Genomic DNA, 13,429 nt, shown 5'->3' on the forward strand with positions numbered 1-13,429 from the left:
CCTCAGCCGACCTTGGTCAGGCGCAGGTCCTGGTAGTCGTAGCTGAAGTCGGCCAGGGGCGAGACCGCCTTGACCAGGGCCGAGGCCACCTTGCCGTCCTTCAGGTCGAAGGTGAAGAAGGCGTCCTCCTGGGTGCGATCCTCGAAGACCGTCTTGAAGGTCTCGCCGTCGAACGCCTCCAGCTTGCCGCGCAGCAGCGGGGTCTTGTCGAACGACACCCGCAGGCCCTGGGCCTTGCCCTTGCCGGTCACCGTGATGGTCACCGTGCCGTACCAGGGATCGCGATAGACGCCGGCATAGGCGGCCAGCGGCAGGCTGGGCTTGGCGCCGGACGAGGGCGTCACGGCCTTGGCCGCGTCCTTCAGGGTCTGGGCGTCGTTCTCGGCCTGGACGCGCTTGGACGAGGCGATCCAGTCGAAGTCGCTCCGGCCTTGCAACCGATCGGGGCCGCCGTAGCGCATCGTGCGCAGCACCGGGTTCTCCTCGGCGTTGGTCATCACCATGATCCCCGACTTCCGACCGGGCAGCAGGCCCGTATAGGAGATGAAGCCGGCCAGGCCGCCGGTGTGCCACAAGAGGCGCTCGCCGCGATGGTCCTGGACGAACCAGCCCAGCGCATAGGCCTGCAGCGACGGGCGCACGGGGTTCTCGGCGGTCGGCCCTTCCGACGAGGAGGTGATCGTCTGCGGCTTCCACAGCTCGCGGGCGGTAGCCTCGCTCCACAGCCGCTTGCCCTCGGGCGTCATGCCCAGGCCCAGCTGCACCAGCATCCAGCGGGCGATGTCCTTGGGCGTGGAGTTGGTCCCGCCGGCCGGCCCGGCCGCGTCGAAGCTGGCGTCGAACGGCAGGACGGTCTGGCGGCCCAGGCCCCGGACGGGCGGGCCCAGGCGCGCGTGCGGCGCGGCGCGGCGGGCGCGGTCGACCAGGGCGGGGCTGGGGACCGTGCTGGTCATGCCCAGCGGCTGGAAGATTCGCGCGGTGATCACCTCTTCCCACTTCTGGCCGGTCACCGCCTCGATCACCGCGCCGGCGGCGACATAGAGCACGTTGTCATAGGCATAGCCGCCCCGGAACTGACCGCCGATCGGCAGGTACTTGAGCCCCGCCACGATCTCGGCGCGGGTATGGGTCGGCGCCGGCCAGATCATCAGGTCGCCGGCCCCCAGGGTCAGGCCGCTGCGGTGGACCAGGAGGTCGCGCACGGTCATCAGCTTGGTGACCACCGGGTCGCTCATCTGGAAGGCCGGCAGGTGCTTGGTGACCGGATCGTCCCAGGCCAGCTTGCCCTCCTCGACCAGCATCCCGATCAGGGCGGCGGTCATGGCCTTGGTGTTCGAGGCGATGCCGAAGACGGTGTTCTCGTCGCAGCGGTCCTGGGTTCCGAGCGTCTTGACGCCGTACCCCTTGGCCAGGGTGACCTTGCCGTTCTCGACCACCGCGACGCCCAGGCCAGGCTGATCGGGGAAGGCGGCCATGACGTCTTGGGCCAGCTTGTCGACCGCGGCGCCGACCGCGCCGGTCTCCTGGGCGAGGGCCCTGTCGCCGAACGCCGCCAGACTGCTGGCCGCGAAGGCCGAGAGGAGGGCGGTGCGACGGGTGGTGGTCAGCATGGCGGGTCCCCTAATAAGAATCCTCTCCCCTGGGAGAGGAGGAACCCATTGCGTAGCAATGGGAGGTGAGGGGGTAAACCGCCGGCCGTAAGACCCCTCACTCTCCCACGCCTTCGGCGTGGGCCCCGCCCTCTCCCTTTGGGAGAGGGTCTCTTTAATTCCCGCCGTCCAGCAGCCGCCGGGCGATCACCTGCGCCTGGATCTCGCCGGCGCCCTCGAAGATGTTGAGGATCCGCGCGTCGGCCAGCAGGCGGCTGGCGGCGTATTCCATGGCGAAGCCGTTGCCGCCGTGGATCTGCAGGGCGTTGTCGGCGGCGGCCCAGGCGACGCGGGCCGCGATCAGCTTGGCCATGCCGGCCTCGAGATCGCAGCGCTTGCCCTCGTCCTTCTGGCGGGCGGCGAAATAGGTCAGCTGCCGCACGCCCATGATCTCGGCGGCCATCATGGCCAGCTTGTTGTGCACGCGGGGGAAGTCGAAGATCGGCTGGCCGAACTGCTTGCGATCGAGCGCGTAGGAGAGGCCGACCTCCAGCGCGGCCTGGGCCACGCCCACCGCGCGGGCGGCGGTCTGGATGCGGGCGCTCTCGAACGTGGCCATCAGCTGCTTGAAGCCCTGGCCGGGGACGCCGCCCAGCAGGTTCTCGGCGGGCACGGTGAAGCCGTCGAAGCCGAGCTCATACTCCTTCATGCCGCGATAGCCGATGACGCCGATCTCGCCCCCGCTCATGCCCTCGGCGGGGAAGGGGGCCTCGTCCGTGCCGCGCGGCTTCGGCGCCAGCAGCATCGAAAGACCGCGATAGTCGGAGGTGGCCGGGTCGGTGCGGACCAGGAGAGTCATCACGTCGGCGCGGGCGGCGTGGGTGATCCAGGTCTTGTTCCCGGTCACCGCATAGTGGTCGCCCTTCAGCTCGGCCCGGGTGCGCAAGGCGCCAAGGTCGCTGCCGGTGTTCGGCTCGGTGAAGACGGCGGTGGGCAGGATCTCGGCGCTGGCGATCTTGGGCAGCCAGTATTCCTTCTGGGCCTCGGTGCCGCCGGTCAGGATCAGCTCGCCGGCGATCTCCGAGCGGGTGGCCAGCGAGCCGACGCCGATCCAGGCGCGCGACAGCTCCTCGGAGACCACGCACATGGCGGTCTTGCCCATGCCGCTGCCGCCGAATTCCTCGGGGATGGTCAGGCCGAAGACGCCCAGCTCGCCCAGTTCCTGGACGAGCTCCAGCGGGATCAGCTCGTCCTTCAGGTGCCATTCGTGGGCATGGGGCGTGACCTTTTCCTCGGCGAAGGCGTGGAACTGGTCGCGGATCATCTCGAAGGTTTCGTCGAGCCCGGTCTGCTCCAGGGTCGGGCGACCGCGCGCCTCGGCCAGGCGCTGGGCGATCCTGGCCTTCACGGCCTGGGTTCCACCCTCGACCATCAGCTTCATCAGGCCGTTGGAATAGAGGCGGTTCAGCACCGCGCGGTCCTCGACCAGATGCGCGGGGCGGACGATCTCGCCCTGATTCATCGGCACGCCGCCGACCAGCTGGGCGCAGTATTCGGAGAACAGGAGCTGGGCCAGCAGGGCCTCGATCTCGCCGAACCGGCCCTCGGCCTCCAGCCGCTCGGCCCAGCCGGCGACCTGGTTCATCAGCTCGGCATAGGAGGCATACCAGCCATAGCCGTGGACGCGGTGCTGGTGCACGTCGGCCAGCTTGCGGTCGACCTTGCCGCCGTCGGGCGCGATGTGGGCCAGCACGGCCGGCTTGGCCTCGGCCACGAACAGCCCGGCCGCGTCGGCGGCCTCGCGCAGCAGGCCGGTCAAGCCCGGCAGGATCAGAGTCTCGTTCGTCTTCTCGGCGACCGTGTCGGTCATGGCTTGCTCCCCGCGCCCAAACAGTTGTTTTCTTTCACTGTGGCTCCTTTCGCACCTGCGAGCAATGCCGCACCGCAACATAATGTGGGAAATCGGGGAGAGAGATGCTGAAGGTCCACCACCTCAACGAGTCGCGCTCGCAGCGGATCCTGTGGCTGCTGGAGGAGCTGTCGCTGCCCTACGAGATCGTCCCGCACACGCGCGATCCCAAGACCCGCCTGGCGCCGCCGTCGCTGACGGCCGTGCATCCGCTGGGCAAGTCGCCGGTGATCCAGGACGGCGACCGGGTGGTCATCGAGTCCGGCGCGATCATCGACTATGTGATCCGTCGCCACGGCGGCGGCCGTCTGGCGCCCGATCCGGCCAGCGCCGACTACGACCGCTATCAGCAGTGGCTGCACTATGCCGAGGGCTCGGCCATGCTGCCGCTGATGCTCAACATGTATGTCGGCCGCCTGGGCGAGGCCGGCGCGCCGCTGCACCCGCGCATCCAGTCCGAGATCGACAACCACCTGTCGTTCGTCAACGACAGCCTGGCCGGCCGCGCGTTCTTCGTCGGCGAGGCCCTGACCGGGGCCGACATCCAGATGAGCTTCGTGCCCGAGGTCGCCAAGGCGATGGGCAAGCTGGCCGACTATCCGCACATGGCCGCCTGGATCGGTCGCATGCACGCCCGCCCGGCCTGGACGGCGGCGCTGGACAAGGGCGGGCCGTACGCGCTGGGGGCGTGACATAGTCCTTCGCGCTCGCGAATTCCTCCCTTCCCCCATCGAAGGGGGAGGGATTGGCGGCGCCGGAACGCGGCGCCGCGAAAAATCTCAACATGAACGAAATCTGCTGAATCGGTCCGCGCAACCGTTCAGCTTGGCCCTGCCATGGTGCGTCTCACGGGGTCGCCGACCCCGGCGAAACCGAAAAGGGACGAAGGAAGACCACCATGACGATCGCTCAAACCACCATCGGCAAGATCAAGACGATCACCCTGACCCTGGGCGCCGCCGCCACCGCGCTGTCGCTGGCCGCCGCGCCGCAAGCCAATGCCGGCATCCTGGGCTGCAAGGCCTCGGGCTCCAAGCAGGAGGTCGGCGCGGTGCTGGGCGGCCTGCTCGGCGCGGTGGCCGGCTCGAACCTGGCCAAGAACGATCGCGGGACCGGCACCGCCATCGGCGCGGTGATCGGCGCCGGCGCCGGCTCGGCCATCGGCTGCGGCCTGCAACGCGAGGACGCGGCCCAGGCCGTGGGCGGGATCTACAAGGCCGGCGGCGTCCGCTACGCGACCAGCGTCCAGGCCGCGCCGCTGATCGAGACCCAGGGCAAGTACGTCGCCCGCTCGACCCTGAACCTGCGCGCCGCCGCCTCGCCGCGCGCCCCGCGCCTGGGCGCCCTGGAGTCGGGCGCGACGTTCCAGGCCCTGGGCCGCACCGGCGACGGCAAGTGGATCCTGGTCGGCCAGGACGGCGTCGGCGTCGGCTACGTGTCCACCGCCTACGTCTACCGCGCCTAAGGACGGTTAGAGTTTCGGGGCGCGTCCGCTCCGTCCCTCTGGCCGCGTCCTGAAGAGAGCCCGTCCGGTCCCCCTTGGCCGGGCGGGCTTTTTCGTGGGCGGGATCGAGGGATTGACGCCCCCGACCGTTGTTGCAAGGTGGGCGATAAGTCGTTGGTTAAGTCGCGCGGGGATAGAATGACGCCTTGGTTCCTGAATTTCGATTTCAAGGGTCGTTCCCGCCGATCGCACTGGTGGGCGAATTTCGCCGCTTGGGTCGGCGTGGGCTTTGGCGTCCTCGTACTGCTCGGCTTCGGCGCGGCCTTATCCAGGGGCGACACACCGGGCGCCGGCGGGATCCTGGCCGGCGTCATCGTCCTGTTGACCTTGCCCTTGGGCGCGGTTTGCGTCGTTGATCATATGGCGATGACGTTCCGGCGCGCGCATGACACGGGAAAATCGGGCTGGATCTGGCTCCTGACCTGGATTCCCTTCGTCAATCTGATCCCGTTCTATTTCCTGATGATCGAGGACAGCGCGGAAGGCGCCAACAAGTACGGTCCGGCGACCAAGACCTTCTATACGGCCGAGGCATAGGCGCCGTCTCGCGTCCTTAAGCCGCCAGGGCGCTGATCCCGCCCAGCCAGGTCTGCCAGACCACCACCAGCGCCCAGTGCAGCAGCACGGCGGGCCAGAGCGAGCCGGTGCGCCGCCTCATCACCGCGCAGCCCAGGCCCAGCACCGCGCAGCACAGCAGGAAGTCCGGGCGCAGGAAGACCTTGGCGGCCGACTTCAGGAAGGTCACGCCCTCGACCACGTGCCAGAGCGTATAGAGGGCGGTGGAGACCGCGATCTCGACGCGGGGTCTCGCGGTCGACTCGGGACCCGGGGTCAGGAGGCCTCGGAACGGCAACTCCTCGCCCAGGGCCGGGATGAAGAACACGACCAGCAGGCGCGGGGCCAGGCCGGGCTGGGTCGGGGTGAGATGATAGAGGCCGCTGACGAAGCCGATCAGCAGCATCAGCGCCAGGGTCGTGGCGGAGACCGCGAGACAGAAAAGCCAGCCGCGCGGAGAGGGCAGGGTGCGGAGGCTGGCGATCAGGCGGGCGCGGTAGAGACGGATCACGGCCTGTTATCCCCGATTTCCCCGGCGAATGGCGGGGCCCAGTTTCATCCCGAGAGGCCAGGGTGATCGCGCTTCCCGCCTTCATAGAGCCGCGAGGTCTAGCGGGTTCGATCTGGACCCCGGCATTCGCCGGGGAGAACGGGTGGAGGTTTTACGTCCGCCACCGCAGCGTCTGGTCCTTCACCGGATTGACGAACGGCCGCCCCTCTCTCCGGCTCAAATTCCATTCGCGTTTGCACTGGTGGTACCAGCGGGCCTGCTGGTCGGCGTCGCCGACCCACATCAGCGGCGGGTTCTGCCGCAGGCCGGGGGTCTGGCATTCGACCACCTTGCCGTCCTGGCGCAGGAAGGCGCGGGCCGCGATCCGGATGATCGGATAGAGGGCCGTGAAGGCCCAGTGATCCGACCACATGATCTGGTTCATCCGCGTGCGGCCGGCGTTGATCGGGGTCATGGCCGACAGCGCCAGCACCTGCTTGTCCCCGACCGTCACGTGCTCCCAGCGCAGGCCCGGCAGGCGGAAGGTGATCTCGGTCAGCGGCTCGCCGCCCAGGATGGCGTAGGCCTTGGAGTTCTTCGACGGCTCGTGCCGCGCCATGGTGAAGCCGGCCTCGCTGGGGACGAAGCGCTTTTGCTTCTCGTGCTGGCTGGACGTGGTCCGCCACCACCACTGCTGATGGACGTAAGGCCCGTGGGCGGGATCGATCAGGCCGAGAACCGCGTGGTCGATATGGATGTCGTAGTCCAGGTGATCGACGAGCTTGGGCTTGCCGCCGACGACGCCCGGAATAGTCGGCGGCGGCTCGGGCGGCTCGCCGTCGAAGCGCGGGTCGGCGCTCATCCAGATCCAGACCAGTCCCTGTTGCTCCGTGGTCGGATAACAACGTACACGGACCTTGGAGATGTCGAAGTCGCTGTCGCCGGTCAGGGACGGGATCGCCGTGCAGGCGCCGTCCGGCCCGAAGCGCCAGCCGTGATAGGGGCACTCGACGCTGTCGCTCCCGTCGGCCTCGCGCCGCACGCGGCCGGCCGACAGGGCGGCGGCGCGGTGCGGACAGATGTCGCGCAGGGCGTAGACCGCGCCCGCGCGCGTGCGGCCCAGCAGCACTGGCTCACCCAGATATTCGCGCTTCTCCATCTTGCCCGGCTTCAGGTCGGGCGCGAGGGCGGCCACGTACCAGGCGTCCCAGACGAAGCCTTCGCCGAACTTGTCGCTGAATGGCTTGGCGGCGGGCTTGGCGTTCAAGAGCGGAGCATCGTCGGCGGGCATGCGGTGCTTCTAGCGGTTGGGCCTACGCTTTGACTTGAGGTGCGATGTCGCGGACCTTGGCGACACCCGTGCATCAGCTTGGAAAGCGACGGCCGGACGCGTGACGGTCCCCACCGCCCGCGCCGGACCCACGTTCCCCCCGAACGCACACCCCATCCTGTGAAGCCCTACCGCGACGCGGCGGTCTCCACCAGACGCTGATAGAAGCGCACCATTCGCCCGACATTGTCCAGGCTGATGTGCTCGTCGGTGCCGTGGATGATCTTGGTCTCCTCGACCTTCAGCACCAGGGGCTGGAAGCGATAGACGTCGCTGGCCACGCCGCCCATGTAGCGGCTGTCGGTGCCGGCGGTGACCAGGCCCGGCACGACCGGCGCCTTGCTCTCGTCGGCGGCCAGGCCCGCGAGGGTCTTCCAGGCGTCGGAGCTGGTCGAGGACACGGCCGAGGGCTCGTCCGGCGTCTTGGTCCAGGCGAGCTGGACCGGCAGCTTGCCGACGGCGTCCTTGGCTCGCGCCATCACGCTGGCCGAGGTGTCGCCGGGCGCGATGCGGTAGTTGATCCAGGCCGTGGCGTCCTGCGGCAGCACGTTCTCCTTGGGCGAGCCCTTCAGCATGGTCGGGGCGATCGTCGTGTGCAGCATGGCCGCGCCGGCCGGGGTCTTGGCTGTCACGCCGACCAGCACCGGCGAGAACAGCCAGGTGTTGGCCGCGAACACCTTCACCACCAGGCTGGCGTGGGGGGCGATGGCTTTCAGCATCTCCGCGCCCGGTCCCTGGAACTTCATCGGGAAGGCGTGGTCGCTGATCGCCGCGACCGCGCGCGACAGGGTCACGACGCCGCCGCCGTCCTTGGGCGGGGCCGAGGAGTGGCCGCCGACGGCGGGGGCGACGACCTTCAGGGTGGCGTAGCCCTTCTCCGCCGTGCCGATGATGGCTGCGGGCTTGCCGGTGACCGGGTGGTCGGCGACGACCGCCATGCCCTCGTCCAGCACGAACTGGGCTTTGAGGTTCCGCGACTTCAGCAGGGCCGCCGCGGCGCGGGCGCCGACGCCGCGCACCTCCTCGTCGTGGCCGCTGACCACGATCACCGTGCGGACAGGCTTGAAGCCGCTGGCGGCGACCGCGTCCAGCGCCTCGAACAGCGTGACCAGCGAGCCTTTGTCGTCGATTGAGCCGCGACCCCAGACCGCGCCGTCGGCGACGACGCCGTCGAACGGCGGGTGGGTCCACTGGCCCTCGCTGCCGGGCGTCACCGGCACCACGTCCTGGTGGGCCATCAGCACGACCGGCGGCAGGGCCGGGTTCGAGCCGGGCCAGGTGTAGACCAGGGTATGCTCGGCGATCACCTCGCGGGTCATGACCTTGTGGGCGTTGGGATAGGTGGCTTGCAGCCAGGCGTGCAGCTTGTCCCACTCGGCCGGCTGGTCCTCGGCCTTGTCCTGGTGGCTGACGGTCTGGAAGCGGACGGCCTGCGCCAGGTGATCGGCGGCCTTGGCGACATCGACCGGCCGCGCGGGCGCCAGCTTCACCGCCGCCGGATCGACGGCCGCCGGGGCCTTGAACGTCGCCGTCCGCGCCGCGACCACGACGCTCACGGCCAGCACCAGACCCACGGCCGTCAGCGCGACCTTCCCCCCGATACCCATCGAACGCCTCCCGAACACTTGTTGGCCGCGACTGTGCGTCGCCGCGAGGCCGGTGGCAATGCCGCTCCTGAGCGGCCTCGCGGGACGGGTCCGATCAGTCCTCGATCGCTTCGATGCCCTGACGTTCGAGATTGGCGATGCTCTCCCGCATGGTCTTGAGCTGTTCGGGCGTGTGTCCAATCCAACCCCTTACCTCGCCCACGATGCGCAGGGGATAGCGGGTGCGGTAGGACCGTGTCGGATTGCCGGGGAACTTCTTGTCCGTCAGGTTCGGATCGTCCTCGATCGGGCCGGTCGGCTCGACGATGTAGATCCGCTCCGAACCCGCGCCGACAGCCAACTCCGCGCCCCAAATGGACGCCTCGAGGGTGGCGCTGAGATAGACATAGGCGGCCGGCCTGCGCCGACCGTAATTGGAGGCGTAGCCGGCGGCGATGAGGTCGCCCGGGGCCAGGTCTGCTTTCGTGCCGTGGTAGAAGGTCTCGGCGTTGCGCATGGAGGTCATGGTCTGCGGCCCTTGTGAAATGGCGGGACGACCGTCCCGTCCGTCGAGGGCGCTAAAAACTGCGCATAAAACGCCGTTCGCCAATTCTTGAATTGAAGTTTTTCGGCCCCAGATCGTTACCAGGCAAGGACGACCGACCGTTGGAGCCTCCGGTCCCTCCGGAAATATCCATGGGCGCTAAAAGTCGCCCTCGGGGCCGCCGCGCTCAGCCGCGCGCGAGATGCGCCACGAAGGCCTTGGCCAGCGCGATCCAAGTCGGGTTGAGGTAGAGCCCCGTCGCCAGCACCGGCCAGGCGACGGCCCAAAGGGTGCCGATCGTCACGACCGTCGCGGTGCGACCGCGCGTCACCAGGTCATAGGCGGCGGGCGCCAGCAGCGCCGCGAGGCTCAGGCAGTCGCCGATCAGGACTCTGCCCATGAAGCCGTTGCCGACGATCGGCCCCAGGGTCGGGCCCAGCGCCATGCCCGTCCAGCGGCCAAAGCCCGCGTCGGCCAGGGCCAGGGTGCCCAGCAGCATCAGGCGCTTATGGACGAACGGGTCGCGCCGCCACGCCAGGGCCGCCGCCGTCAGGCCGGCGAAGCTGATCATGTCGCTCATCGAAATGGCCAGGAAGGCGGGATCGCCGTTCGGCAGGCCGAACCACTTGATCTGGACATAGATCGCCGTCGCCGGTCCCAGCAGCAGCATGACGCCCGCCAGCACCGCCGCCGCGACGCCCAGCCGTCGGTGCAGGCCGACACGCCGGCTGCGGACAAGCCAGACCTGGGCCGTGAAGACGACCAGCCAGCCGGTGAACACCACCGCATGGACATGCACCAGCAGCGGATAGACGAGCTTGCCTTCCTTCGAGAGGCTCAGCATCTCGCCGCCGAAGCCCATCACCACGCCCAGCCAGATCAGCGCGGTCATGGCCGGGAAGAACCAGGCGTCGGACGGCAGCCGCAGCGACAAGGGCGACCGCGACACGGGTTGATCGACAGTCGTCATGCCCAAGGCCCCAGGCTGCGCGCCCCCCAACGGCGCGCCTCCTTCATCCCCGGCCTAGCTTGGCCTTGTCAATATTGGCGGTGCGGTCGACTAAAGCGCCTCGCCGCTCAGCTCCCGCACCTCCTCGACCGTCCGCAGGCCGGGGCGCTGGGCGCAGACCAGGACGGCCATGTTGCCGGGCAGGTGCTGGTTGGCCAGCATCTTCTCGTGCGCCGCCGGGATCTGGTCCCAGGGGAACACCTCCGACAGGCACGGGTCGACGCGGCGGTCGATGACCAGCTGGTTGGCGGCGGCGGCCTGCATCAGGTTGGCGAAGTGCGATCCTTGCACCCGCTTCTGGCGCATCCACAGGAAGCGCGCGTCCATGGTCAGGTTGAAGCCGCTGGTGCCGGCGCAGATCACCACCATGCCGCCGCGCTTGACCAGGAACACCGAGACCGGGAAGGTCTGCTCGCCCGGATGCTCGAACACCATGTCGACGTCGCGATTGCCGGTGATCTGCCAGATGGCTTTGCCGAACTTGCGGCTTTCCTTCATGTAGTCGCCGAACTCGGGGCCGTTGACCTTGGGCAACTGGCCCCAGCAGTTGAATTCGTTGCGGTTCAGCACCGCCTTGGCGCCCATCGACAGCACGAACTCGCGCTTGTCCTCGCTGCTGACCACGCCGATGGCGTTGGCGCCGGCGACGGCCGCCAGCTGGGTGGCGAAGACGCCCAGGCCGCCGGAAGCGCCCCAGACCAGCACGTTCTGACCGGGCTTCAGCTCATGCGGCTTGTGGCCGAACAGCATGCGATAGGCGGTGGCCAGGGTCAGGGTGTAGCAGGCGGCCTCTTCCCAGGTCAGGTGCTTGGGGCGCGGCAGCAATTGTCGGGATTGCACCCGGCAGAACTGGGCGAAGCTGCCGTCCGGCGTCTCGTAGCCCCAGATCCGCTGGCTGGACGAGAACATCGGGTCGCCGCCGTTGCACTCCTCGTCGTCGCCGTCGTCCTGATTACAGTGGATGACGACTTCGTCGCCCAGCTTCCAGCGCTTGACCTTGGACCCGACCTTCCAGACGACGCCCGAGGCGTCGGAACCGGCGATGTGGAAGGGCTGCTTGTGGCCGTCCAGCGGGCTGATCGGCTCGCCGAGCGCGGCCCAGACGCCGTTGTAGTTGACGCCCGCGGCCATCACGAGGACCAGCACCTCGTCCTCGCCGATCTCCCAGGTGGGCACCACCTCGACCTGCATGGCGGTCGAGGGCTTGCCGTGGCGCTCCTTGCGGATGCTCCAGGCGTACATGTTTTTCGGCACGTGGAAGGCGGGCGGGATCTCGCCGATCTCGTACAGGTCCTTCAGCGCGGTCTTTTCCAGCGTCGCGGTCGTCATCTCACTCCCCGTTTCTTGGCCATCCTTCCGCGCTGCAGCAACGCGTGAAGGTCCAAATCGGCTGCGCCGCCTCGGGTCGAAGCGGTGAAATCGCCTCCCAAGGGATCGTTTTTTGCTTGCCGAGCGCAAAAATCCGCCCGGAAGACCCACAGGCTGAGACAGATGTTTGAAACTGGCAAGCGGAATCTTGTGCGTCGCAGCATCGCGTGTGCGAATGTCGCGCCCATCACCTTCGGGAAGGTTGCGAGCGGGGCGCTCGCGGGCCACCGTGCCGCCCATGATCCACCTGTCGCATCCCGAACCTTCGATCGCCCTCGTCGAACTGGACGTCGCCCCGGCCAATGTGCTGGCCATGGCCGAGCGGGGACGGCTGCTGGACGCCTTCGCGGCGATCGAGGCCGATCCGGCCACGCGGGCGGTGGTGCTGACCGGGCGCAACGGCGCCTTCTGCACCGGCGACGACCTCGCCGAGTCGATGACGCGGGACGTCCCGGCCCAGACGGCGGCGATCCTGCATTTCCTGGCCATGTGCGACCGGATCGCCGCCTGCCGCGTCCCGGTGATCGCCGCCATCGACGGCTGGTGCATCGGCGGCGGGCTGGAACTGGCCCTGGCCTGCGACATCCGCCTGGCCAGCGAGCGGGCCGACTTCGCCTGCTCGGCGGTGCGGATGGGGCTGACGGCGTCGGCCGAGCGGCTGGTGAAGCTGATCGGCGAGAGCCGCGCCAAGGCTCATCTCCTGACCGGCGCGCCGTTCGACGCGGCCCGGGCGCTGGCGGATGGCGTGGTGGCGGAGGTTCATCCGGTCGAGGGCTTGAGGGAGGCGACGCTGCGCCTAGCCCGCGTCATCGCCTCGCGCGGCCCTCTCGCGGTGGCGGCGACCAAGCGGGTGGCGTCCGGGGTGTCGAGCACCGGGGACGAGATCCCGGCGCTGGCGGCCTCGGCCGATCACGCCGAGGCGCGGACGGCGTTCGTGGGAAAGCGGCGGGCGGTGTTCGAAGGGCGGTGATATTGTCCCTCTCTCTGTGAGAGAGGGAGGGGCCCATCGCGCAGCGATGGGAGGGTGAGAGGTTACGCCCGCCCAGAACGAAGCGCCGATAGGACGATATCCATCGTGCCGCCAGGATCGGCCAGGACCTGCTCGTTGCGCAGCCTCAGCACGGTGTAGCCGTAGAGTTCGAGCGCCACGGTTCGGCGCGCGTCGTAGTCCTCCTGTTCGTCATGGATAGTTCCATCGAGTTCGACGATCAGCTTGGCTGCCTCGCAGACGAAATCGGCGATGTAGCGGTCGATCGGCGCCTGGCGCAGGAACCTGTATCCGCCGAGGCGTCGATTGCGCACGATGGTCCAGAAGGTCTTCTCGGCCAGGGTTTGATCGCGTCGAAGGCGGCGGGCGTGGGCGATCTGGTCCATAGCGCGAGCATCGCGCCGCCACGAGAATTCAACAATCAAGGGAATTGGGATTTTCCCGGTGAGGGTGCAACCTCTCACCCTCCCACGCCTACGGCGCGGGCCCCTCCCTCTCTCACAGAGAGAGCAACCATGTTGTTCATGCGATCTGAGGGAGCCAGGGCTGGCTTCTAG

Annotated in this window: 13 protein-coding genes; 4 read left to right on the forward strand and 9 right to left on the reverse strand. The window is 68.6% G+C overall.

The window, feature by feature from the left end:
• Window positions 1-2: 2 nt before the first annotated feature.
• Together Q0V34_RS12490 and Q0V34_RS12495 are read right to left on the reverse strand one after the other, a co-directional pair.
• On the reverse strand, window positions 3-1,610 hold the full coding sequence (locus Q0V34_RS12490; RefSeq protein WP_297512295.1) for a serine hydrolase: 1,608 nt from the start codon (window positions 1,608-1,610) through the stop codon (window positions 3-5).
• 154 nt (window positions 1,611-1,764) lie between these two features.
• Window positions 1,765-3,459: an acyl-CoA dehydrogenase family protein gene (locus Q0V34_RS12495; protein WP_297512298.1), complete on the reverse strand. Its 1,695-nt coding sequence runs from the start codon at window positions 3,457-3,459 to the stop codon at window positions 1,765-1,767.
• A gap of 104 nt (window positions 3,460-3,563) precedes the next feature.
• Between Q0V34_RS12495 and Q0V34_RS12500 the strand changes: the two genes are divergently transcribed.
• From Q0V34_RS12500 to Q0V34_RS12510, 3 genes are all read left to right on the forward strand, one after another.
• Window positions 3,564-4,190 carry a glutathione S-transferase gene (locus Q0V34_RS12500; protein WP_297512301.1) on the forward strand — a complete coding sequence of 209 codons (627 nt, stop codon included), beginning with the start codon at window positions 3,564-3,566 and terminating at the stop codon, window positions 4,188-4,190.
• Between the two features lie 206 nt (window positions 4,191-4,396).
• Window positions 4,397-4,963: an SH3 domain-containing protein gene (locus Q0V34_RS12505; protein WP_297512303.1), complete on the forward strand. Its 567-nt coding sequence runs from the start codon at window positions 4,397-4,399 to the stop codon at window positions 4,961-4,963.
• 177 nt (window positions 4,964-5,140) lie between these two features.
• On the forward strand, window positions 5,141-5,539 hold the full coding sequence (locus tag Q0V34_RS12510; RefSeq protein ID WP_297512307.1) for a DUF805 domain-containing protein: 399 nt from the start codon (window positions 5,141-5,143) through the stop codon (window positions 5,537-5,539).
• Window positions 5,540-5,555: 16 nt separating this feature from the next.
• On the opposite strand, the gene Q0V34_RS12515 is transcribed toward Q0V34_RS12510, so the two are convergent.
• The 6 genes from Q0V34_RS12515 to ccrA form a co-directional block, all read right to left on the reverse strand.
• Window positions 5,556-6,068 (reverse strand): CPBP family glutamic-type intramembrane protease, encoded by a 513-nt coding sequence (locus Q0V34_RS12515; RefSeq protein WP_297512309.1) that lies wholly within the window; start codon window positions 6,066-6,068, stop codon window positions 5,556-5,558.
• A 151-nt stretch (window positions 6,069-6,219) separates the two neighbouring features.
• Window positions 6,220-7,338 carry an aromatic ring-hydroxylating dioxygenase subunit alpha gene (locus tag Q0V34_RS12520; RefSeq protein ID WP_297512313.1) on the reverse strand — a complete coding sequence of 373 codons (1,119 nt, stop codon included), beginning with the start codon at window positions 7,336-7,338 and terminating at the stop codon, window positions 6,220-6,222.
• A 167-nt stretch (window positions 7,339-7,505) separates the two neighbouring features.
• Window positions 7,506-8,984, reverse strand: a complete 1,479-nt coding sequence (locus Q0V34_RS12525; RefSeq protein ID WP_297512316.1) for a M20 family peptidase — start codon at window positions 8,982-8,984, stop codon at window positions 7,506-7,508.
• 94 nt (window positions 8,985-9,078) lie between these two features.
• The gene (arr, locus tag Q0V34_RS12530; RefSeq protein WP_297512320.1) at window positions 9,079-9,489 is read right to left on the reverse strand and encodes an NAD(+)--rifampin ADP-ribosyltransferase; all 411 of its coding nucleotides are present in this window, start codon (window positions 9,487-9,489) and stop codon (window positions 9,079-9,081) included.
• A 205-nt stretch (window positions 9,490-9,694) separates the two neighbouring features.
• A complete protein-coding gene (locus Q0V34_RS12535) occupies window positions 9,695-10,477 on the reverse strand; it encodes a hypothetical protein (RefSeq protein WP_297512322.1) in 783 nt (260 codons plus the stop codon).
• A 90-nt stretch (window positions 10,478-10,567) separates the two neighbouring features.
• On the reverse strand, window positions 10,568-11,845 hold the full coding sequence (ccrA, locus tag Q0V34_RS12540; protein WP_297512325.1) for a crotonyl-CoA carboxylase/reductase: 1,278 nt from the start codon (window positions 11,843-11,845) through the stop codon (window positions 10,568-10,570).
• Between the two features lie 277 nt (window positions 11,846-12,122).
• Here ccrA and Q0V34_RS12545 point away from each other — a divergent pair, with 277 nt between their 5' ends.
• The gene (locus Q0V34_RS12545; RefSeq protein ID WP_297512328.1) at window positions 12,123-12,854 is read left to right on the forward strand and encodes an enoyl-CoA hydratase/isomerase family protein; all 732 of its coding nucleotides are present in this window, start codon (window positions 12,123-12,125) and stop codon (window positions 12,852-12,854) included.
• 62 nt (window positions 12,855-12,916) lie between these two features.
• On the opposite strand, the gene Q0V34_RS12550 is transcribed toward Q0V34_RS12545, so the two are convergent.
• Complete coding sequence (locus Q0V34_RS12550) at window positions 12,917-13,258, reverse strand: endonuclease domain-containing protein (protein WP_297512330.1); 342 nt, start codon at window positions 13,256-13,258, stop codon at window positions 12,917-12,919.
• Window positions 13,259-13,429 lie beyond the last annotated feature (171 nt).

Origin of the sequence: uncultured Caulobacter sp., from assembly GCF_947036865.1 — a bacterium.
GTDB lineage: Bacteria > Pseudomonadota > Alphaproteobacteria > Caulobacterales > Caulobacteraceae > Caulobacter.

What these genes read in the sequence shown, in the direction of transcription:
- Q0V34_RS12490 (WP_297512295.1), bottom strand. Translation starts at nt 1,610, where the DNA reads ATGCTGACCACCACCCGTCGCACCGCCCTCCTCTCGGCCTTCGCGGCC.
- Q0V34_RS12495 (WP_297512298.1), bottom strand. Translation starts at nt 3,459, where the DNA reads ATGACCGACACGGTCGCCGAGAAGACGAACGAGACTCTGATCCTGCCG.
- Q0V34_RS12500 (WP_297512301.1), top strand. Translation starts at nt 3,564, where the DNA reads ATGCTGAAGGTCCACCACCTCAACGAGTCGCGCTCGCAGCGGATCCTG.
- Q0V34_RS12505 (WP_297512303.1), top strand. Translation starts at nt 4,397, where the DNA reads ATGACGATCGCTCAAACCACCATCGGCAAGATCAAGACGATCACCCTG.
- Q0V34_RS12510 (WP_297512307.1), top strand. Translation starts at nt 5,141, where the DNA reads ATGACGCCTTGGTTCCTGAATTTCGATTTCAAGGGTCGTTCCCGCCGA.
- Q0V34_RS12520 (WP_297512313.1), bottom strand. Translation starts at nt 7,338, where the DNA reads ATGCCCGCCGACGATGCTCCGCTCTTGAACGCCAAGCCCGCCGCCAAG.
- Q0V34_RS12525 (WP_297512316.1), bottom strand. Translation starts at nt 8,984, where the DNA reads ATGGGTATCGGGGGGAAGGTCGCGCTGACGGCCGTGGGTCTGGTGCTG.
- arr (WP_297512320.1), bottom strand. Translation starts at nt 9,489, where the DNA reads ATGACCTCCATGCGCAACGCCGAGACCTTCTACCACGGCACGAAAGCA.
- Q0V34_RS12535 (WP_297512322.1), bottom strand. Translation starts at nt 10,477, where the DNA reads ATGACGACTGTCGATCAACCCGTGTCGCGGTCGCCCTTGTCGCTGCGG.
- ccrA (WP_297512325.1), bottom strand. Translation starts at nt 11,845, where the DNA reads ATGACGACCGCGACGCTGGAAAAGACCGCGCTGAAGGACCTGTACGAG.
- Q0V34_RS12545 (WP_297512328.1), top strand. Translation starts at nt 12,123, where the DNA reads ATGATCCACCTGTCGCATCCCGAACCTTCGATCGCCCTCGTCGAACTG.
- Q0V34_RS12550 (WP_297512330.1), bottom strand. Translation starts at nt 13,258, where the DNA reads ATGGACCAGATCGCCCACGCCCGCCGCCTTCGACGCGATCAAACCCTG.